This is a genomic window from Jejuia sp. G7-7, assembly GCF_055808955.1.
In genome coordinates this window covers 505,406-528,021 of record NZ_JBVVSZ010000001.1, presented here as the reverse complement: position 1 = coordinate 528,021, position 22,616 = coordinate 505,406, and the positions used below count along the sequence as shown (strand labels likewise).

Genomic DNA, 22,616 nt, shown 5'->3' with positions numbered 1-22,616 from the left:
CCGTCAAATAATCAATTTATTCTCATTTAGCTTTTTACTTTAATAGGAATCAAATCCTCAGGATTTACAATTGAATCTGCTTTTGCCACTTTTTCATCTTCTGTTGAAAAACGAATTGCTAACGAAACAAGAGCCGTTACAAGAACCACAGTACCAATGATGAAATAACCACTAGAAACCGCTGAAGCTGATGCCGCAGATTGTGCTGCACTTATAGCCTCTTCTCCTAAACCTTGATTTGCTGCTATAGCAGCTTTTTCGGCAACTGCTGATTGTGATTTTAATAACATTGCTGCTAAAAATGCGCCTACATTCCCGCCTGCGCCCACTATACCTGAAACAGAACCAATTGCTTTTTTATTGATAAATGGTACAACAGAAAACGTTGCGCCTTCTGCCATTTGAACTGATAAACTAAATAAGATTAAGAACATGATTCCTACAACAATACTTGTAGTTGTTGAAAACGTCATTAACATACAACCTTGCACTGCTAGAATACCCGCTAAGAATAACACACGACCTCTTAAGCCTTTTAATTTTCCAAATTTATCGCCAAAAAAACCTCCTAATGTTCTTGCAAAAATATTCATTAATGCAAATGACAATACAATATTACCAGCCGTGACTCTTTCTAACTGAAAGGTGTTTTGCAGGTAATCATCCATGGTACCATAAACGGTTAATTCTATTCCGAAACATGCTGCATAAACTACAAATAAAATCCATGTTCTATAATCTTTTAAAACAGTTCCAAAACCTACTTGATCTTTCTTTTTTTCTATTTTGATACCTGAAGCTTTCAAATCCTTAAAATTTCCTTCTGGTGTATCTTGCGTAAAGAAGTAATACACAATACCCATTAAGAAACAAACCACACCTGCAATAACCATAGAGTATCTCCAAGCTTCGCCTTCGGCAACACCAAATGCTACAACAGCAGCAGCAATTAATGGCATCCCCAAACGGTTAGCACCACCACCAAGGTTTCCCCATCCAGCAGAAGTTGCGTTTGCAGTTCCTACAATATTAGGAGCAAACATTAAAGAGGTATGCACTTGTGTAATAACGAAAGAAGCCCCAATAAAACCAATGAATAATCTACATACTAAAAACTGTGTTGGCGTTTGTACCAATCCGCATAAAACAACTGGAATAGCGCCTAACATCAATAACCAAGTGTAGCACAATCTTGGGCCATATTTATCGCATAATTTACCAATAAGCAAACGGGCAAACACCGTTCCTGAAACTGCCAAAATAATAGAGTTCCATTTTTGATCTGGAGTTAACCCCAAATCTTTAACCACATCTGGCATAAACGGTACAATACCAAACCATGCAAAAAAGCATAAGAAAAATGATATGGCTGTTATCCAAAATGTACGTATCGATACGTTCTTAAGATTGAATAATTTTAATGTGGTGGACTTAGTTTGAGTTGTAGAATTCATAATTAAGTATTTTTATACGTACAAAACTACGTATTTATACTTAATTTTAATTGTTAAAAATTACGTAATGGTAAAAAATTATGATGTTGATAATTTAGGAATGAGGAATTTGTGGATTTGGTAAAATGTTATGTGAAATTTATCAGATTTTAATGATATATTTATATAAAATCTCAATCAAATAAATCGTTTGAAAAAAATTGCAATACTATATCAATCTCAAATACCTCCCAAAAAAAATGAAATTCAAAAACCTTTAAAACCAGGAGGATATTCTGATAGTGGCGCAGACATTGCTAATGAGTTAATAAAAAACAGAATTCCAGTAGTAACTCCTGCTCTTGAACCTAAAACAGAGAATGACTTAGACTGGGTTTTTCCAGACACAAAGGAAGGCATTCAATATGCGATAGATAAAGGAGCTCAAGTATTTTGGTTGAATACTGTTTTATATTCAAAACACCCTATTATTAATTATTTTAATACAGACATTGAAGTTATCGGTCAAATACCTGATACCGTAGATATTTATGATGACAAATGGGAAACAAACCAGTTTCTTAAAAAAAATGATATACCTATACCGCATGGACGAATTTTAAAAAAATAATTTAAATCAAGATTATAGTAGCTTAAACTACCCATTAGTACTAAAACCAATACGAGGGAGAGGAAGTCAAGGTGTTGGGCTCATTCAAAATCAAAATGATTTAGCAAAAGAACTTGATATTTTATTTTCTAGCGACAAATTTGGAAACCAAGTATATATAGAAGACTATTTAGATGGCAATGAATTAACCATAACCGTTATGCCTGCAGGTTATTATGAGATACAAAATGAAACAAAAGCTTTCAATGAACCTTGGTGTTTACCAGCAATTATGCGGTTTAACCATAAAAATGGTATTGCACCATATAATGGAATTGTAGCTGTAATAGAAAATAGTAGGTTATTAAAAGAAGATGAACAGGATAGTTCTGAAATAAAAAAATTATACAAATATTGTAGTAAATCTGCAAGTTTACTTAATGTCAAAGCACCTATTCGAATAGATTGTAGAGCAGATAAAAATGGTAAATATTACTTATTTGATATAAACCTTAAACCTAATATGACTGGACCTTCTCGCTCTCATAGAAAAAATCAAGATAGTCTTAGTTCCTTAGCTGCAAGAGGAATTGAATGGAATTATTTTGATTTGCTAAAAAATATGATTAATCAAAAGTGGAAGCCAGATTCATTATGATATAAATACAATAATTTCATACCAAACCAAACTCATTAGCCTTATGGCTCAATTCCATTAAGTTTTTAACCTCTAATTTTTTCATGAGGTTAAAACGGTGTACTTCTGCGGTTCGCTTGCTGATTTGAAGTTCATCAGCAATATCTTTGTTATTTTTAAGCTCTAATACCAAACCTAAAATTTGCTTTTCGCGTTTGGTTAATTTAAAAGGGTCTTCTTTTGGTGTTGCTTTTGCTGTAGCTGCTGAATTGGTGTTGCCATTCACAAAATTATTCATGATAATTGCTGATACATCTCCTGTAAAATATTTACCTCCAGAAGCTACTTTAGTTACCGCTTTTAAAAATTCCTCTTTACTTGCTCCTTTTAATAAATAGCCATCAGCACCAGCTTGAATAGCTTGTACTACGTATTCCTCGGAATCGTGCATAGATAATACCAATGTTCTCACATCTTTATGCGACTTACTCATCTCTCCAACCACTTCAATACCATTCATTTCTGGCATTCTAATGTCCACAATCAATACATGGGGTTTGTTTCTAGTTATCACTTCTAAAGCTTCTTTTCCGTTTGAGGCTTCATCTATTACAACAATTCCTGATTGGTCTTCTAAAAGGGCTTTAATACCATCTCTAACTAAAACATGATCGTCTGCAAGTACAACATTGATTATATCCATAAATAACAAATTATAAGTACAAAAGTAATAAAATTACGTAATACTACGTATTTTTAACTTTTTAGTGCAGTAACCTGAATTTCAATCTTCATTTTATCATCTGCAAGTCCAGCAGAAAACATGGTTGCAGCGGGTTTAATGTTTCCTAAGTATTTTTTTAGCACAGGCCAACATTGCTCAAAATCAACAACATTTGGTAAAATATAAGTCACGCGAACAATATCTGAAAGATTTGCATCAGCTTGTTCTAGCGTTTGTTTTATGTTAAAAAAACATTGTTCGGTTTGTTCTACAACATCATCACTAATGGTCATGGTTTCATAATTATAACCTGTAGTTCCTGAAACGAAAATCCAATCGCCATGTACAACAGCTCTGGAATAACCAATTTTTTCTTCAAATGTAGAACCGGAACTTATTAGCTTACTTTTCATGGTTTGATTATTTTATTTAATTGGTTTCGACTACGCTCAACCTAATATTTAAGGTTTAAGTTTGAGTTTAATTATCTTCCAAAGGAATATTCAAAGTAACCCGAGTGCCTTTACCCACTTCCGAAGTTAAAAATAAACGTCCTTCAATATACTTGATTCGCTCTTGCATAAAGGTCATACCCATACCACCATCGCCTGTTTTTACACGTTTTACTTTGTCTGGATTAAACCCTTTACCATTATCATCAATAACGATACTCAATATATTTTTGCTATGCGATAAGGACACAATAATATGTGTAGATTCTGCATATTTTATGGCATTATTAACAGCTTCTTGAACAATACGATACACATTAATTTCTGCCAATGAATCTAGTCGTTGATTGAAATCGGTTTTATTAAACAACACAATTTCTTTACCAGTAAGTTTAGCTAATTCTAAAGTTAATTTACTTAAAGCTGGCACAATTCCATGGTCAGTTAATTCTGGAGGTGTTAGATTAAAAGTGGCTGTACGTACCCCTTTTATAATGTTGGTCGTAAGCTCTTTTAAATGTTCAATTTTAGCACTTGCTTTTTCAACATTACTGGTATCGATACTTTCTAAATTATATTTTAAACCTGTAAGCATCTGCCCTATCCCATCATGTACATCTTTTGCAATACGATTTTGCTCCTTCTCTTGGTTTTCAATAATTTTGCTAGAAATGATTTTCTGCTGACTCATTTTTTCCTCAAAACTCTTTTCAGTCAAGCGCTCAATTTCTAACTGTGCTATTTTCCGTTTTGTGATTTCCGATGCAATAATTAGCAGTTCTGATTTTTCATCCGTCGGACTGTAAGGTATAACAGCCATTTCTAACCAAATGCTTTCGCCAGTTTTAGTAGTCGCTTTAACTTCGCCTTGCCAACCTGTTTTCTTGTGTTTATTAATAATGTCTTCAATTGCCAATTGCTCCTGTTCTTCAGTAGATAAAACTGTCCAAAACAAAGTGGCATCGTTAAATTTTGAAAAGCTAAAAAGTCGTGAAAACTTATTCCCCATGTGAACAACACTTCCGTTTGGAAGTATACGCGCAAAGAGTAATGTATCATCCATAGCACGACTTAAAGCACGGAGTTCTTTAATTGATTTTTCTTTGGCTACACTTAATTCATCTGCATCAAACGCCATTTTTTTAGCATGTTTTTCAGCAGACAATAACTCAACTAACACAGATTTTACCGATTTCGCCGCAGGCCAAAAAATAAATAAAAATTCGCCTAACAGAATCAACAAGGTTAATGCTGTTAGCCACATTTCTAGATTACGCAACCAAGCCACTTTTTCTTCCGCTTCCAAATCATATTGATTTACAATATCATCCATCATCATTAAAAAAGACCCTTCATTAGCTTTCACTTTTTCAATATCCGATGCGTAAAACTCTAAAACTAAAGGTGGTTTGTTTTCAATCTTATCAATAATAGATTTTGAAGCTTTACTTATAGTATCAAAAACAGGATTTAAAACCTGAAACTTATCAGACACCTTTTTACTATTGGTGTTAGGAAGCCTTAAACTATCGTTTCCGTTTTGCAAAGCATGATGAGACAACTCCCAAATGTGCAAGGTTTCCTTAATATTATCCTTTAAAAGGATACGATTTTTTGGGTTGGTTTCCGCAGAAAGCGATACAATATCTTTAGTCAGTTTCTGACTCAACATACGTTGACGGCCAGCAACATTAATAACTCTAGAATCACTTTCTTGACCGCTAAGATGTGTACGAATTAAAATCTGACTTACAATTACCGAAAGTGCAATTGTGCTAAATCCTATGATGTATAAACGGCGTAATTTATCAAAAGTCCTTTGGTCTAATGAGTTGCCGTTTTTTGTCATATCTCACGAAGATTTTTAAGCAATAGCTTGTTTTACTAGAGCTAATGACTTTTCTGAGAAGTTAAGTTTCAGAGCTTCTTGTTGTCCTTCGTCACTCATCTTAACCCATGTTTTTTGGAGAATATCAATGACCTTTTCATCAGGATGTTTTGCAGCAAACTCTTCAAAATAATAATCTAAAAACACTAAGCAAATGGTATCTTCTAAGGCTTGAGATTCCTCATTTTTCTTAATCAGTTTTTTAAGAATGATTTTTCTAATTCTATCATCAAACTGGTCATCATACCCTACTTGTTTTAAAATATCTGAAGTTAAATCAGCATGCATTTTTTTCAATGTTTCACGCCATTTTAAATAACCAACACGGTCCATTGGATATTCATCTCGTGCAATTTTCCATCTGCATATATGTTGTGCACGCGCTGCAATTTGTAATGCTTTGGATGCATCAGGTTTAAATTGCAACAATTTTCTAGTCATTCGCTGTGAGTAAAGTAACTCCTTAGGATACTTAATATCAGCAACTTCGTATGTGTTTACGTCCTCAGAATTCGCTTTATCAATTAGAGCAATTGCTGTTTCAAATCTGGTAGGCTTCATAAAATTCGTGTTTTGGTCTGTTCATTAATCCGAAAAGCCAATATACACATTTCCGTCCTCAATTTTAACAGGATAAGTGGCAATTTTCAAATCTTCGCCAGCTAAATTACTACCATCTTCCAACGAGAATTTTTTTATGCATCGGGCACGCCACCTTCGGAATATCATCCTTATCACCTATCATTCCTAACGAAAGTACCATTTCCATTTTATGCGGACACAAATTCTGAGTTGCATACCACTTTCCAGTTCGCGTAAAATTATACACCGCAACTTGCTTAGTTTTATATTTGATACACGCGCCGCTATTCTCTGGAAAATCAGTAGTTACACCAACTTTAAACCAAGTTTTCGTCTCCTTTTCTGTAACCGATTTGTACTGCTCCAATATATTTTCCATAATTCTATATTTTATTTTTCACGTCACTTCTAGTGATTTTCATTTTTCCATCGAAATTGTATCGAGAAGTTGAGAATTATCTTTTGTTTAATTACTATAACCTTTAAACGACTCAACAAATCAACCTTTCCTAAACCCATTGCTTCGGCATCTTCTGCCCCCTCATTGGCACAAACTCTAAGTTATCATCTGTATCATCTGAATTTACAAAATGCTTGAAACGCTTCATCATTTCTGGGTTTTCAATAACCTCTTTCCACTCACAGTTATACCTATTAACCAGACCTTGCATTTCTTGTTCTAAATCATCAGCAATACCTAAAGAATCTTCAATAACAACTTGTTTTAAATATTCAATACCACCTTCTAATTTATCTAACCAAGGAGCAGTTCTAACCAAAGGCCCTGCGGTACGGATGTAGTACATCAGGAATCTGTCTAAGTACTTAATAACCGTCTTGTCATCCAGCTGTTCTGCAAGCAATACCGCATGCTTTGGCGTAGCTCCTCCGTTTCCACAAACGTATAAGTTCCAGCCGCCTTCAACGGCAATTAATCCAAAATCTTTACCTCTAGCTTCAGCACATTCTCTAATACATCCTGAAACACCACCTTTTAATTTGTGCGGAGAACGTAAGCCTCTGTACCTATTTTCAATATTTATGGCAAAGGTTACACTCTCGTGCATACCGTATCTACACCATGTAGAACCAACGCAACTTTTTACGGTACGTAGTGATTTCCCATAGGCATGACCACTTTCAAAACCAGCATCAATCAGCTCTTTCCAAATCATTGGTAATTCATGAATCTGCGCACCGAATAAATCAATACGTTGTCCACCTGTAATTTTAGTATATAAATCGTATTTTTTAGCAACTTCTCCAATCACAATTAATTGTTGTGGGGTAATCTCGCCACCAGCAACTCTTGGCACCACAGAATACGTTCCGTTACGTTGAATGTTTGCTAAAAATCTGTCGTTTGTATCTTGAATTGTTGGTTGCCTATTTGCCGTTTCCATTGTTATCGTTGCAAATATCGACGCTAATAATGGCTTACAAGTTTCACAACCATGCCCTTCTCCAAATAAATTTAATGCTTCTTGGTAGTTGGGTACTTTATTAATTTTTATTAAATCGTAAAGCTCTTGTCTGCTAAAATTAAAGTGCGCACATATGGTTTCTTTAACCTCTTTTCCTAACGATTTCAGAGTTTCGTTTACCAAATCAGTTACCATAGGTTTACAACCTCCACAACCTGAAGTCGCTTTGGTTTTTGTAACCACATCACCTAAACTTGTACAATCTCCTTCAGTAATTGAACAGCAAATATCACCTTTAGAAACACTCTCACAAGAACATACTTGCGCATCATCTGGTAAATCTAATACACTTCCAAAAGAAGCACCGCCTTCACTTGCTGGCAATATTAATTGTGATGGATCTTCAGGAATAGCCATGCCATTTAAATACACTTGATGTAACATATTATAATCTGCTGCATCACCAACTAAAATACCTCCTAGTAAGGATTTACCATCAAGACTCACATTTATTCTTTTATATAAATGCTGTGTTTTATTTTCAAAAATGATGGAATGTCCTTTTGCAGCAGGCATAAATGGCTCTCCAAAACTAGCCACGTCTACACCAATTAATTTTAATTTGGTAGACATGTCTATATCTGCTGGCATAACCGTATCTGTATGTCCTATAATCTGTTCAACAGCTACTGCAGCCATATCATAACCAGGAGCAACTAAGCCATATATCATTTGATTGTATAAGGCAATTTCACCAATAGCATAAATATTTTCATCTGAAGTTTTCATGGTGTTGTCAACCACAATACCTCCACGAACACCAACTTCTAAACCACAAGCACGTCCTAGTTCATCTCTTGGACGAATACCTGCTGAAATAACAAGCATATCTACATCCAAAATATCATCCTCTCCAAACTCCATTCCTGTGATGAACTTATCACCTAAAATCTGATTGGTTGCCTTACTCAAGTGAATATTTAAACCAATAGATTCTAATTTTAATTTTAAAACCTGAGAACTTCTAGAGTCTAATTGCCTTGGCATTAACTTAGATGCAAACTCCACAATATATGGTTCTAAGCCCATATCCATAACCGCCTTACCAGCTTCTAAACCTAACAAGCCACCACCTAAAACAGCACCTCTTGCATTTGGTTTTTCTTCTCTAAGTTTAGCAGCGTAAGCTAACATGCCTTCTAAATCTTCAATAGTTCTATATACAAATACGCCCTCTTTTTCAACACCTTTAATTGGTGGTACAAAAGGCGAAGATCCTGTTGCTAACACCAAATAATCATAAGAAAACTCACGGTCTTTTGCAGTTGTAATTGTTTTTGCTGTTCTATTAATATCAGCCACACGTTCATTGGTAACCAAATCAATACCGTTTTCAACATACCATTCTGCTGGAGCCATTTCTAGGGCTTTCGCATCTTGATTCTCAAAAAACTCACTCAAGTGAACTCTATCATAAGCTGGTCTTGGCTCTTCACCAAATACTGTGATTTTAAAATCTTTGCTTTCAGCTTTTTCTACAAATTTTTCACAAAATTTATAACCAACCATGCCGTTTCCAACAACAATAATGTGCTTCATAATTACGTATTTAAAAACAAAACTAAGTATTTATACTTATTTTATGATTTGATTTAAGTAGAAATTTACGTAGAAAGGCTATTATTATCAATTTCTCAAATTGAAATAACAATAATTGATTATTAAGAAAATTAAGGATTAGTTTTTGTTGAAATCTTAAACTTTTTCAATAGTAATTCGTACACTCTTTGATGCAGGGGTCTTTGCTGTATGCGCAAAACTATCCAATGGTACTAATACATTAGTTTCAGGAAAATAGGTAGCACAACAGTTTTTAGGGATATCATAACCTACTACTTTAAAATTATTAGCTTCCCGATTAACTCCATTATATTCAGATTTAAGACTAACTACTTGATGTTCATTTAAACTACGTAGTTTCATATCATCACGATTCATAAAAATGATACGCCGTTCATTAAAAACACCTCGATATCTATCATCTAAACCATAGATTGTGGTATTGAATTGATCATGACTTCTAATAGTCATCATGATTAATTCATCATCTTTTAATTCCCATTCTGGAAGTTTATTGGAAGTAAAATTTGCTTTTCCTGTTTTCGTTTTAAATTTTCGTTCTCTTGCACCGTTTGGCAAATAAAATCCTGAGGGTTGTTTTAGTTTTTTATTATAATCTGTAAAGCCTGAAATAACCTCAGCAATATCATCTCTCACTAAACTATAATCATCTTTATACTTTAACCAATTAATTTTAGAGCGTTCTTTTAGAGTAGCATTTGCAATACCACAAACTACGGCAACTTCACTTAAAAGGGCATCAGAACAAGGTTCTAAAACACCTTTTGTTGAAGACACTACGCCCATAGAGTTTTCTACACTTTGTGTTTGTACACCAGTTTTTTGATAGTCTTTTTCTGCACGTCCTAAACATGGAAAAATTAAAGCTTCTTTTCCTGTTACCAAATGCGAACGGTTTAGTTTTGTACTCACATGTACCGTTAAATTACAATTCGCCATTGCCTGAGCAGAATAAACAGTATCTGGAACTGCAGAAATAAAATTCCCTCCCATTCCAAAAAACACCTTAACCTTATTTTCATACATGGCTTTTATAGCTTCAATTACAGAATATCCATGTTTAACTGTAGGTTTAAAACCATATTTTTCTTCAATTTTATCTAAAAATGCCTGAGGAGCTGCTTCCCAAATACCAACCGTTCTATCGCCTTGTACGTTTGAATGTCCACGAACTGGACAGGTGCCTGCGCCTTCTTTTCCTATACTACCTTTTAATAATAATAAGTTGACAATCTCTCTAATATTATCTACTGCATTTTCATGTTGCGTTAAACCCATCGCCCAACAAATGATGATTTTTTTCTTGTTCAAGACTAAATCAAAAGTCTGGTTGAAAATTTCCCTTGAAACGCCTGATGCTTTAAGACAGTCTTCAAAATCATAGGTTTTTAAATCTGAAATAAATTCATCTAATCCGCTGGTATATTCTGCTATGAATTCTTTGTCAAATACGTTACCGTCTTGTTCTTCTTTTTCCAATAATTTTAGCAATAGTGCTTTGAAAAAAGCAACATCTCCATTTATAGTAACGGGTACAAAAACATCTGATAATTTGGTGCCTCCTGTTAGCATTTTAATTGGACTTTGGGGATCTGTAAACTTCATTAACCCTGCTTCTGGCAACGGATTAATGGCTACTATTTTACCACCATTCTTTTTTGTCTTTTCTAATGCAGATAACATTCTGGGATGATTAGTTGCTGGGTTTTGCCCTACTACCATTACCAATTCTGCTTTGTATAAATCGTCTAAAGTTACCGAACCTTTTCCAATACCTAATGTTTCAGATAACGCGCTTCCGCTTGCTTCATGACACATATTAGAACAATCAGGCAAATTTGCAGTACCAAATTCTCTAACAAATAATTGGTACAAAAAAGCTGCTTCGTTGGTGGTTCTTCCTGAAGTATAAAAGGCTGCTTCATCTGGATGATCTAAAGCGTTTAAATGTTCTCCAACTTTTTTAAAAGCATCTTCCCAATTTATAGGTTGATAATGAGTTCCTCCTTTGGGTAAATACATAGGTTCTGCTATTCGCCCCGATTTACCAATTTCAAAATCTGATAAGTTAGACAATTCATCAACAGAGTTCTCTGCAAAAAAATCACGCCAAATGAGTTTGTTTTGCATTTCTTCAGACATCGCTTTAAGTCCGTTTTCACAATATTCTCCTAGTGAAGACCGCTCATCATCTGGATCTGGCCATGCACAACCTGGACAATCAAAACCTCCTTTTTGATTCATCTTGGTAGAAATCTTAAAAATATTACTAGGCTTAATGTACTTAATAGCGTGAGATGTAGCAGCTTTCAAACCTCCTATACCTGCTGTATTTGTAGGTGGTGTTTTTGTTTTTAAGTTCTCAAACTTTTCTGGTATTAGTGCTTTATCAATTGGAGATTTACCCATACTTCTAAGATAACAAATATTGGATTAAAGGTGGCAAAATTACTTTTATTTTAATGGAGGAGTTTATTCAATCTTGACGATTTTATAAACTAAATCATCATAAATAGTATGTTGAGACGAGGAAAATTAACTTTTTTGTTTAGTTTTTAAAGTTCTTACTGACTAAGTAATCGTAATCTTCTTTAGTATCTACATCTAGATTATTAAAATCTGGAGTAAGTGATTCCACGATTTTTTTGTGTTTTTTCAAAATTGTTTTCGCTCCAAAATCTGTATACAATTCTGATAAATCTTTTAAATAAATCTTGTCAAATAAAGCAGGAACACCATTTTTTCTAACATGGTAAGATGTCGCAATAATTTGATTTTTGTCAATACTAAACTCATCCATCATTCTATTTAAAAATGAGGTAGTTACAAATGGTTGATCTGCAAGCGTAATCAAAATACCATCAAAATTTTCTTTTAAATTTAATATGAAAGAAGCTGCACATGCAATGGATTTCCCTAAACCTAACTCCCACTCTGGATTCAAAATAATAGAAGCGTTGGTATCATTTATATCTTTTTTGATAATCTCAGAATTTGCGCCCAAAACTACAAAAACTTTAGATGCTTTTGTTTCTTGTGTAATTTTTAAAGCATGTTGAATTAATGAAGTAGTATTCCATTTTAATAATTGTTTTGGACTTCCCATTCTTGTTGAAGCACCTGCTGCTAAAATAACTAATGCAATATTTGAAGGCTGAGACAAAAAAATTAGCGTTTTGAATGAATACTTCCTGATTTCTGACTTAAGGATGTTGGATTTTCTTTTCTAGTTATAGCCAATATTTCTGAAACTATTGATATTGCTATCTCCTGAGGAGTCTCAGAGCCTATATTTAAACCAGCAGGCCCGTAGATTTTTTCTAAAAAGTCGTCCTCAATTTCTGGACAATATTCGATAAACTGAGACAATACATCATCTCTTCGTTTTGTAGGACCTAATAGACCAATATAATTAGGGTTTGTAGTTTTTAAAGCAACCAAAAATCTTAAATCGTTTGCAAAATTGTGCGTCATTAATACAATTGCTGTTTGATTATCAATTAATCTCACATCCATAGCCTCTGCGGTAGTAGCATAAAATGTATGAGCTCCAGGAAAATCCTGAATAGATTTTGATTCTTTTAAACCTGCTATAATTGTAACTTCCCAACCCGTAAATGCAGCATACTTACATAATTGTACCGCATCATGTTCTGCCCCAATAACAATTAATTTAAAACATGGCGGCATATGTTGTTTAAAAACGGAAAGTGAATCAGGCTTAGGTTTTAGGAGATTTCCTGACATTGGAAATGTATCTTTTCCTATTTTTAAATAAGAACCAATATCGTCTAGAGCTCCCTCTGATTTATCAAAAAATGATAGTAATTCAAAAGACTTTCTTTCTGCTAAACACTTGAAAAATGAATTTATAAAGCTTTCATTTGGACAAAAAGGTTCTAATAATATATATAAAATACCTTCACAACCTAAACGATATCTACCATCATAAGCCATTATTTTAGATTTCCCTGTTTTAAAAACAGTTTGCGATTGTAGTAAAATTTCTTTTTCAACACAACCTCCGCTTACGGCACCTATCATTTTATCATTTTCGAGAATTAACATTCTTACTCCTGGCCTTCGGTAAGATGAACCATCTAGTGCCACAACAGAAGCAATTACAGAAGACATATTTTTATCCCTTGCTGCTAAAGCTGCTTCAACAATATTCTTAAACTCGTGTGTCATTGAAATTATTAATCACAAAAGAGCCTCCGTAACAAAGGCTCTTTTAAATGCTACTTTTAATTATCCTAAAACTTTAGATGCTACATTTAGATTGTTCATGTAAGGCTGTTTTGTCAAACGCTTTCCTGTAGCCTTATAAATTGCGTTTGCTACTGCTGCTCCAACTGGGGGCAACGTTGGCTCACCTAAACCTGTAGGATCCATACCATTTTCGACAAAATGAACATCTACTTTTGGTGTTTGTCCCATACGAATTAATTGATAACTATTGAAATTATTGGATTGTGGCACGCCATTATTAAATCCGAAATCGGAATATAATGCATGACCAATACCATCAATTACACCACCTTTAATTTGGTTTAAAGCTCCTAGTTTATTCACTACAATACCACAATCCACAGCGCAGGTTACTTTTTTAACGGACGGTACACCATTTTCCATGGTTATATCTGCAACTTCGGCAACGTGGGTATTGTGGCAATAATAGACTGAAAGACCTTGATAAACACCTTCTTTAGTATTCCCCCAATTGGACTTTTCTACTGCCAACTTCAAAACACCTTGTAAACGCTCTGGATTGTATTCTATATTAGGCTTTGGATTATTTTTTACATTTTCTAATAAATCCATATGCAGTTGCACACGATCAACGCCTAATTCTTCAGCTAATTCATCAAAGAAACTTTGCTCTGCACTTGCCAAAAAGTTAGTGTATGGAGCTCTCCAAGCTCCTGTAGTAATATTACTTTGATAGTTTACGGTATCTACTTGATAATTTTCAATGGCTCCTGCTGGAAAGAAATTAGGAATTAAACCATACATGTTAATATTAACAGCTGCCTCTTTTAAATGATATCCTGTTAATTTACCATCTTTAATTGATGCCGAAATTTTATATTTTGAAGCAGGACGGTAAATTCCAGTTGTCATATCATCTTCTCTAGAAGATACCATTTTAACTGGTTTTTGAATTGCATTTGAAATTTCAGCAGCTTCATATACAAAGTCACCATATAAGCGTCTTCCAAATCCACCACCCATTCTTGTCATTTCTATATGAACATCATCAAGTTCTCTTCCTAAAAGATCTGCAACTACTTTAGCAGCATCTTCTGGTGTTTGTACAGGCCCAACCAAATGTACTTTTTCAGGTGTTACATTTGCGAAAAAATTCATAGGTTCTAAGCAATTATGAGGCAAAAATGGTGCTTCATAAATACGTTCTAAGACTTTATCAGCTTGCTTAAATGCTTTTTTAATATTTCCATCAGACCGTCTTTCTTTAAATTTATTACCATTAAGTAATGCTAATAATTTTTGGTCATGAAACTCAGTACTTTCTAAAGTAGAATCGTTTTTCCATACAGCTTTTATGGCTTTTTTGCCTTTCATAGCATCCCAAGTTGTTTTGGCAATAACAACCACTTTATCGCTAGTACTTAGTTGGGTAGTCCAGCTTTTTTGCCTGCATCAAAAAGAGAGCGTACTTTTTCGCCAATGGTAATTACATCAACTACTCCTGGTAACGATTTTGCAGCAGAATCGTCATAAGATTCCAATAATTGTCCAAATGCTGGCGGTCTTAAAACCGAAGCATATAGCATGCCTTCTTCTTTATAATCTAATCCAAATAAAGGTTTTCCTGTTGTAATTTTATCAATATCAACATTACCTTTTCCTTTGTTTCCAATGATTTTAAAATCTTTTGCCTCTTTCAATACAACATCTTCGGGAACTTCAAGAGCAGCGGCTTCTAAAACCACATCACCATATCCTAAAGTTTCTCCTTTTCCATTTGTGATAATACCGTCTTTCACTTTACATTCAGATGCATCAACACCCCATCTTGCAGCAGCAGCATTCACTAACATTTGTTTTGCTGTGGCTCCTGTTTCCCGTAACGCAGTCCATCCATGACGAATCGACTGGCTTCCACCTGCAATTTGCCGTGTGTAATTTTTTGTATCTAATGGGGCTTGTACAACATAAACATCATCCCAAGACACATCTAACTCCTCCGCAATAATCATTGGCATAGATGTTTTTACACCTTGTCCAATTTCAGGGTTCGGCGAAAAGATTGTAACCTTACCTTCGGGAGAAATTTTAATAAATGCATTGAAATCGTTATAATTTAATTTGCTTAAATCAATAGGCATTTCAGTATCTGACTTACAGGCATTGAATAAATTAAAACCTATTAATAAGCCTCCACTAGCTAAAGCTGATGTTTTTAGGAATGATCTTCTACTAAATCTAATTTGTTCTGAAGGTTTCATTGTTTTATATATTTATAGGTTGATTAACTTATTTTTTTGATGCAACTTTAACCGCTTCTTCAATACTATTATATGAAGCACAACGACAAATATTACCATGCATAGCGTTTCTTATTTCAGATGAAGAAGGATTAGGATTCTCGTTCAAAAACGCAGAAGCAGTCATAATTTGTCCTGCCTGACAGTAGCCACATTGTGGTACATCAATTTCCTTCCATGCTTCTTGAACGGGATGATCTCCCTTTTCAGAAAGCCCTTCAATAGTGGTTATATTCATATCCTCTGCCTGAGACACCTTTAGCAAACAACTCCTCATAGCACTACCATCTACATGAACTGTACATGCGCCGCATTGCCCAATACCACAGCCAAACTTGGTGCCTACTAGGTTGATTTTATCTCGTAACACCCACAATAAAGGTGTGTCCATATCTGCCTCAACAGTATGGGTTTTGTTATTAATTTTTAAATTGAAAGTCGGCATATTATTAATTTTTTTAGTAAGATATTAAAAAATGTAATTAAACGTATTGCAACTTATTAATTTAACACTCGTCCAACCAAATTAAAACTACCTTAAAGTTAACAGATTTTACCTTTTTAAATAAGATTGAAATATAATCTTGCTTTGATTTTTACTTTTTCTGAAATAAAAACTATTTTTAAGGGATGAACTATTTCAAATAATACATATGACGAATTCAAAACGAATAGGGTTATTTCTAGGTCCACTACTCTATATTTTAATTCGATTATTTTTTGCTCCCGAAAGCTTAACAGATGAAGCCAACGGTGTTTTAGCATCAACGGTTTGGATTGCTGTTTGGTGGATTACTGAAGCTATTCCTATTGCCGCTACAGCCTTATTACCTATTGTCTTATTTCCTCTTTCAGGAAGTTTAGATATTGGTTCAACAACAGCATCGTTCGGACATAAATTTGTTTTTCTTTATTTAGGGGGATTCATTATTGCCATAGCCATTGAAAAATGGAATTTGCATAAACGAATTGCACTTAACATTATTAATATTATTGGTTCGAATGTTCAAAAAATCATTCTTGGTTTTATGATAGCCACAGCATTTTTATCGATGTGGATTTCTAATACAGCTACTTCTGTAATGATGCTTCCTATTGGTATTGCTATTATCAAACAACTAAAAGACAATCCCAAAACAGATGAAGACGAAAATTTAATCTTTGGAAAAGCACTAATGCTTGCCATAGCATATAGTGCCTCTATTGGAGGTATTGCTACATTAATCGGTACACCACCAAATTTAGTTTTAGCTGGTGTAGTTTCAGAAACTTATGGTTATGAAATTACATTTTCACAATGGTTCATCTTCGGATTTCCTATTTCTATTATTCTACTTTTTATCTGTTGGAAGTATTTAACCAAATTCGCTTTTTCTTTTAAACAGAAAGAATTTCCTGGTGGAAAAGAAGAAATAAAACGTTTATTAAAATCTCTTGGTAAAATGACTTATGAGGAAAAAACAGTAGCTATAGTTTTTGCAGCTACTGCTTTTTGTTGGATTACACGTTCGTTTCTATTGAAAAGAATATTGCCTCAAATTGATGATACTATTATTGCCATTTTGTTTGCTTTGGTATTATTTTTAATTCCTTCTAAAACGAAACACAAAAAAATAATTTCTTGGAATGACACTAAAAACCTTCCGTGGGGAATCATTCTATTATTTGGTGGTGGTATGGCTTTAGCAAAAGGTTTTGAGTCTAGCGGATTAGCGCTATGGATTGGAAGTCAAATGACAACACTTGCCGGAGTTAGTACCATTATTTTAATTTTATTGTTAATTGCAGCGGTTAATTTCCTTACAGAAATAACATCAAATTTAGCTACTACGGCGATGCTTTTACCAGTACTCGCACCTATGGCTTTAACTATAGATATTCATCCGTTTATTTTAATGGTTGGTGCTGCAGTTGCTGCATCTTGTGCGTTTATGCTTCCTGTTGCTACGCCTCCAAATGCGGTAGTTTTTGGCTCTGGTTATTTACGGATTCCAGATATGGTAAGTAAAGGAATTGTTATGAATATTATTTCGATAATACTACTAACATTGTTTGTGTATTTTGTACTTCCTGAATTATGGAATATTGCTATTGAAGGGTTTCCTGAGAGCCTTAAAAACTAATGATTATTATTCACAAATTCTAAAGCTCGTTTCTCGTTATAATACACATTATTTTTATCAATAAAACCTGCGTGCCCTCCATAGTTTGGCATTTCTAAATATAAATTCGAATTGCTTTTTGATTCCTTAACTGGAAAACATTCTGGAGATAAAAACGAATCATTCAAAGCATTAATAATTAATGTTGGTGTTTTTATATTATGAAGAAATTGCAAACTACTGCATTTCGTGTAATAATCTAATGCATCCTCAAAACCGTGGGCTTTTGCAGTATACACATTATCAAAATCTGTTAACGTTTTAATGGAATTAAGTGTTTCCATACTTAATAATTCTGGAAAACGCTGATGCTTATTTTTTAATCTATTTACTAAATATCTTAAAAACCTATCGTGATACAGTTTGTTTTTAAATGTATGTAATGCTTTTGCAGAACCCGTTAAATAACATGGCACAGAAACCGCAATTGCAGATTTAACTTGAATAGGCACATTATCTCGTTCTCCAAGATATTTAAGGATAATATTAGCCCCTAGACTGATACCTTTTAAATAAATTTCAGAATAATTTTTGTTAGAAATAGCGTGTTCAATTACTGCTACTAAATCTTCTGTGGCTCCAGAATGATAGCTATAATATTTCAAATTATCTTCGCCGCTACACCCTCTAAAGTTTACACAAACCACATCAATTCCGTTTTCATTAAATAGTTTTGCTGTTCCAGTCATGTATGGACGTTGCCCGTTACCTTCAAGTCCGTGTAGAAGAATGATAAGTCTATCACTTTTTTCTTTTGAAAAACTCCAATCTAAATCTAAAAAATCTCCGTCTGATAAGGTAATGCGTTCTCTTTCTTGCTCAAGTGAAACGCGTCTTACTAATCCTGAATATACTGTTGAAATAAATCCGTTTTTAAAGTAAAATGGTGGTTTGTACTTCGACTCAATTACTGGCATATGCTACTGAACTTCTAGATTTTTGAATTTAAATTTAGACCCATCAAAAAGCCCTTTATCACTTAGTTTTAGAGAAGGAATCACCAACAATGCCATAAACGATAAGGTCATGTATGGGGCGTATAATTTGCTCCCTAATGTTTTTGCCATTTTATCTAATTCGGCATATTGTTTTCCTATTGTTTCTCCATCTTTATCACTCATAATTCCAGCAACAGGAAGTGACACTATTTTTTCTTCTGAATTTGAAATTGCACAAATACCACCTTTATTTTCAATGATTAAATTGACCACTTTACAGATGGCTTCATCTGAAACGCCTACTGCTATAATATTATGAGAATCGTGACCAACTGAAGATGCAATAGCACCTTCTTTTAAACCAAAATTTTTGATAAATGCTATGGCTGGCTTTTGATTTTGATAACGATTTATTACCGTTATTTTTAGAATATCTTTTTCAGTATTTGAAACTAAATTTTCGTTTTGGATCAAAGCATCTTCAATAATTTCATTGGTTACTAACTGTCCTTCTAAAGCTTCAATTACCCTTATTTGATTTGATGAAGATTCAAATCTAAAATCTGAAATGTTTTTCTTTTCGCAATTGAAATTATTAATAATTTCAAACGGAACAGATTGAATTAATGATTGACCGTTATCATAAACCAATTCTCCTTTAACGAATGTTTGGGAAGTTTTGAAATCTTTTAAATCATCTAATACAATAAAATCAGCATCATCTCCAACTTCTAGTAAACCAACATCAAGATTATAGTGTTTTACAGGATTGATACAAGCTGCCTGCAATACTTTAAAAACATCAATCCCTTTTGCAACGGCTCTAGCACATAACTGATTAATATGGCCAACTATTAAATCGTCTGGATGTTTATCATCACTACAAAACATCATATTCTCAAAATGTTCTGGAAGCAAATCAATTAAAGCCTCAAAATTTTTGGCGGCACTTCCTTCTCTAATTAAGATTTTCATGCCTTTTTGGAGTTTTTCTAAAGCTTCTTCATAAGTAAAACATTCATGGTCGGTTGTAATTCCTGCATTTATATATTTTGTTATGTCTGCGCCTCTAACTCCTGGCGCGTGTCCGTCGACAGGTTTGTTGTAATGTTTTGTCCAAGCTATTTTTTTTAGTACTTCTTCATCATCAAAAAGTACTCCAGGATAATTCATCATTTCCGCTAGATATTTGATATCCGGATTTTCAAGAAGTGATTTAATATCTTCAGAATCTATGATAGCTCCAGCAGATTCAAAATTAGTAGCAGGTACACAAGATGGTGCGCCAAAGTTGAATTTAAATGGCGTTTGCTTTCCGTTATCAATCATGAACTCTACACCTTTTACCCCTAATACATTTGCTATTTCATGTGGATCTGAAACTGTAGAAACGGTACCGTGTGTAACTGCAATTCTTGCAAACTCACTTGGCACGAGCATGGAACTTTCTATGTGAATATGCGCATCGATAAAACCAGGAAGTATATAATGATTTACGTTATGATCTTTCTCTTGAATGGATTTGATTTTACCATTTTCAAAAGTGATTTCGCCTTTATAAATGCGTTTGTTATGTATATCTACTATTAGCCCTTGTAGTTTCATCCTCTCTGTCCAACGGACATCTCTCCTAACGAAAGAATCATTTTAATGTTATTTTTAGAATTTGTTTTGTGTTTTCAGTAACTCTAAACCTGTTATCTGCTCGCCTATTTATGATCCAAACAATAGCATTGCCCGAACATAACAACCAAGTATTTTCTTTATCTAAAAGCGATAATCTTTCATCCTTGAAATATTTGCTTACTTTCTTTTACCCACCATCCCTAAAGGATAAAACACATCGCCTGCAACATATTTTCTTATTGTTAACGGAAATTCCAAAACATCTTTATCAACAAAAATAGTATCCGCTCGTTTGCCAAAAACAGCATCGGCTTCATCAAAAAACAATATACCAAATGGTGTTTCTTTTTTACCATCTCCTGAGGCAATTAAAATATCTTGACTTTCGGTTTGCTTTATTTGGCTTAATAATAAATGCTCACGGTTTTTTATCAATCGGTGGGTATTTGAAAATACTTGTTTTCCAGTTTCAGCATCTAATAAATCTACAATATCATTCCATTCTGTAAACCCGAAATCTTTTAGCGCTTCAAACAAATACGCTTTTGGGTTGTTTACTTTTTTAAATTCTGAAACTTTAAAAGCTATGTGGTTTTCATCCATAGTTTCAATAGCTCGTTTTAAGACGGCATTGAGACTTTCATCAACAATATCAGCGGTATCATTTAAGTTTTCTATTGTGGTTTGAAAACTTTGTAATAAACTTGGATTGATTTCTTTTAGAATAGGAATCACTTCATGACGCAATTTATTACGCAAGTATTTAACTGATTTATTACTGCTATCATCTCTCCATTTGATAGCAGCAACTTTAGCATAAGCTTCAATATTTTCACTTGAAAAAGGTAATAACGGACGTACAAATTTTTCGTTTATTTCTGGAATTCCTGTTAAGCCTTCAAGTCCTGTGCCTCTTGTAAAATTGATTAGAAAAGTTTCTAGGTTATCATCAGCATGATGCGCAGTTAATATGTAATCGAATTGTAATTGTTTTGATAGTTCTTCAAACCAAGAGTAACGCAGTTCTCTTGCAGCCATTTGGATGGAACGTTTTTTGTCCTTTGCATATAACTCTGTATCAAAACGCTGTATAAAAACCTCTAAATCTAAATCTCCTGCTAATTCAATAACAAATTCTTCATCGGCATCACTTTCTTTTCCTCTTAAATTGAAATTACAATGTGCTAGAGAGATATTTAAGTCTAATTGATGACATAAATGGGTTAAAACTACGCTGTCTATACCTCCTGAAATAGCAATGAGGAGTTTGCTTTCTTTTAGGAAAGAGAGGTTTTCAGAGATATGCAGTTTAAATTTTTTAATAATTTTAAATTTTTAGCTTATTGACCATGTTATAGATTAACGCTCTGTCGTCTTCGTTTGTGTATGATAAAATAAAAGATAGTGCAAAACCATTATTTATAATTACGTAATAATCCTGGGTTATTTCTATGCCATTAATAACATTTTGCATTTTTAGAAAACTAAAATATTTTGTTCCCAACTTTACATTATCCTTCTCTTCAAGATAAGTGATTTCCATAGCTGTTCGATTTAAGGCAGACTTCGCAACCTCTAAATATTGTTCATTAGTTTTAATTTGAGGTGCAGTTATGAGGTTTTCAGCATTAACAATAATGGAAGGATTAAAATCTATATTAGTCCCAGGTTGTTGCTTAAAAACGGTAATTAATTTCGCTAAATTAACTTCTGAAGCTTTTTTAAGTCTGTTTTTCAATGCCGTATCCTCACCAGCCGCAACTTCATTGCCTAAATTATAGACTTCTCTATTTTCTGCTTCATTTAAAACATACCAATCTGGATTTATTGGCAATTTAAATCTAAAAAAGGTGTTATTATAATATCCGTTTATTACAGAACCATAATCAAACGTGTCTGGAACTTTTACCTCGTTTTTGCAACCCAATACTAGAAAACCCAATATAAGAGCATAAATTACTTTTTTCATAGTTTCAATTCATTATTA

17 protein-coding genes and 2 pseudogenes are annotated in these 22,616 nt (G+C 33.7%); 3 read left to right on the top strand and 16 right to left on the bottom strand.

Features of this window, described 5'->3' with window-relative positions; all coding sequences use genetic code 11:
• Positions 1-26 precede the first annotated feature (26 nt).
• Positions 27-1,454: an MFS transporter gene (locus AC0L5U_RS02645; RefSeq protein WP_473414536.1), complete on the bottom strand. Its 1,428-nt coding sequence runs from the start codon at positions 1,452-1,454 to the stop codon at positions 27-29.
• Between the two features lie 190 nt (positions 1,455-1,644).
• Here AC0L5U_RS02645 and AC0L5U_RS02640 point away from each other — a divergent pair, with 190 nt between their 5' ends.
• Together AC0L5U_RS02640 and AC0L5U_RS02635 are read left to right on the top strand one after the other, a co-directional pair.
• On the top strand, positions 1,645-2,064 hold the full coding sequence (locus AC0L5U_RS02640; RefSeq protein WP_473414535.1) for a hypothetical protein: 420 nt from the start codon (positions 1,645-1,647) through the stop codon (positions 2,062-2,064).
• Positions 2,065-2,113: 49 nt separating this feature from the next.
• Positions 2,114-2,701 carry a hypothetical protein gene (locus tag AC0L5U_RS02635; protein WP_473416152.1) on the top strand — a complete coding sequence of 196 codons (588 nt, stop codon included), beginning with the start codon at positions 2,114-2,116 and terminating at the stop codon, positions 2,699-2,701.
• 16 nt (positions 2,702-2,717) lie between these two features.
• Here AC0L5U_RS02635 and AC0L5U_RS02630 read toward each other — a convergent pair whose 3' ends face one another.
• The 11 genes and pseudogenes from AC0L5U_RS02630 to AC0L5U_RS02580 form a co-directional block, all read right to left on the bottom strand.
• Positions 2,718-3,383: a response regulator gene (locus tag AC0L5U_RS02630; protein ID WP_473414534.1), complete on the bottom strand. Its 666-nt coding sequence runs from the start codon at positions 3,381-3,383 to the stop codon at positions 2,718-2,720.
• Positions 3,384-3,436: 53 nt separating this feature from the next.
• Complete coding sequence (locus AC0L5U_RS02625) at positions 3,437-3,817, bottom strand: RidA family protein (RefSeq protein ID WP_473414533.1); 381 nt, start codon at positions 3,815-3,817, stop codon at positions 3,437-3,439.
• A 67-nt stretch (positions 3,818-3,884) separates the two neighbouring features.
• Positions 3,885-5,705, bottom strand: coding sequence for a sensor histidine kinase (locus tag AC0L5U_RS02620; protein WP_473414532.1), 1,821 nt, complete (start codon positions 5,703-5,705; stop codon positions 3,885-3,887).
• Between the two features lie 15 nt (positions 5,706-5,720).
• Positions 5,721-6,305: a DUF4202 domain-containing protein gene (locus AC0L5U_RS02615; RefSeq protein ID WP_473414531.1), complete on the bottom strand. Its 585-nt coding sequence runs from the start codon at positions 6,303-6,305 to the stop codon at positions 5,721-5,723.
• 24 nt (positions 6,306-6,329) lie between these two features.
• Positions 6,330-6,705 (bottom strand): annotated as a pseudogene (nirD, locus tag AC0L5U_RS02610) (nitrite reductase small subunit NirD).
• 130 nt (positions 6,706-6,835) lie between these two features.
• Entirely contained in the window at positions 6,836-9,349 is a 2,514-nt protein-coding gene (gene nirB, locus AC0L5U_RS02605; RefSeq protein WP_473414530.1) for a nitrite reductase large subunit NirB, read from the bottom strand.
• Between the two features lie 156 nt (positions 9,350-9,505).
• A complete protein-coding gene (locus AC0L5U_RS02600) occupies positions 9,506-11,800 on the bottom strand; it encodes an FdhF/YdeP family oxidoreductase (protein WP_473414529.1) in 2,295 nt (764 codons plus the stop codon).
• A gap of 139 nt (positions 11,801-11,939) precedes the next feature.
• Positions 11,940-12,554 (bottom strand): nucleotidyltransferase family protein, encoded by a 615-nt coding sequence (locus tag AC0L5U_RS02595; RefSeq protein WP_473414528.1) that lies wholly within the window; start codon positions 12,552-12,554, stop codon positions 11,940-11,942.
• Positions 12,555-12,559: 5 nt separating this feature from the next.
• Positions 12,560-13,582, bottom strand: coding sequence for an XdhC family protein (locus AC0L5U_RS02590; RefSeq protein WP_473414527.1), 1,023 nt, complete (start codon positions 13,580-13,582; stop codon positions 12,560-12,562).
• A 60-nt stretch (positions 13,583-13,642) separates the two neighbouring features.
• Positions 13,643-15,864: pseudogene (locus AC0L5U_RS02585) on the bottom strand (xanthine dehydrogenase family protein molybdopterin-binding subunit).
• A 28-nt stretch (positions 15,865-15,892) separates the two neighbouring features.
• Positions 15,893-16,348, bottom strand: coding sequence for a (2Fe-2S)-binding protein (locus AC0L5U_RS02580; protein WP_473414526.1), 456 nt, complete (start codon positions 16,346-16,348; stop codon positions 15,893-15,895).
• 208 nt (positions 16,349-16,556) lie between these two features.
• Here AC0L5U_RS02580 and AC0L5U_RS02575 point away from each other — a divergent pair, with 208 nt between their 5' ends.
• Positions 16,557-18,026, top strand: coding sequence for an SLC13 family permease (locus AC0L5U_RS02575; RefSeq protein WP_473414525.1), 1,470 nt, complete (start codon positions 16,557-16,559; stop codon positions 18,024-18,026).
• Here the strand turns inward: AC0L5U_RS02575 and AC0L5U_RS02570 are convergent.
• The 4 genes from AC0L5U_RS02570 to AC0L5U_RS02555 form a co-directional block, all read right to left on the bottom strand.
• Positions 18,023-18,982, bottom strand: coding sequence for a YheT family hydrolase (locus tag AC0L5U_RS02570; RefSeq protein WP_473414524.1), 960 nt, complete (start codon positions 18,980-18,982; stop codon positions 18,023-18,025). The genes AC0L5U_RS02575 and AC0L5U_RS02570 overlap by 4 nt on opposite strands.
• Before the next feature lie 3 nt (positions 18,983-18,985).
• Entirely contained in the window at positions 18,986-20,608 is a 1,623-nt protein-coding gene (gene ade, locus AC0L5U_RS02565) for an adenine deaminase (RefSeq protein WP_473414523.1), read from the bottom strand.
• Between the two features lie 198 nt (positions 20,609-20,806).
• Positions 20,807-21,871 carry a tRNA lysidine(34) synthetase TilS gene (gene tilS, locus AC0L5U_RS02560; protein ID WP_473416151.1) on the bottom strand — a complete coding sequence of 355 codons (1,065 nt, stop codon included), beginning with the start codon at positions 21,869-21,871 and terminating at the stop codon, positions 20,807-20,809.
• Between the two features lie 85 nt (positions 21,872-21,956).
• A complete protein-coding gene (locus AC0L5U_RS02555; protein WP_473414522.1) occupies positions 21,957-22,598 on the bottom strand; it encodes a hypothetical protein in 642 nt (213 codons plus the stop codon).
• Between the last annotated feature and the right edge of the window lie 18 nt (positions 22,599-22,616).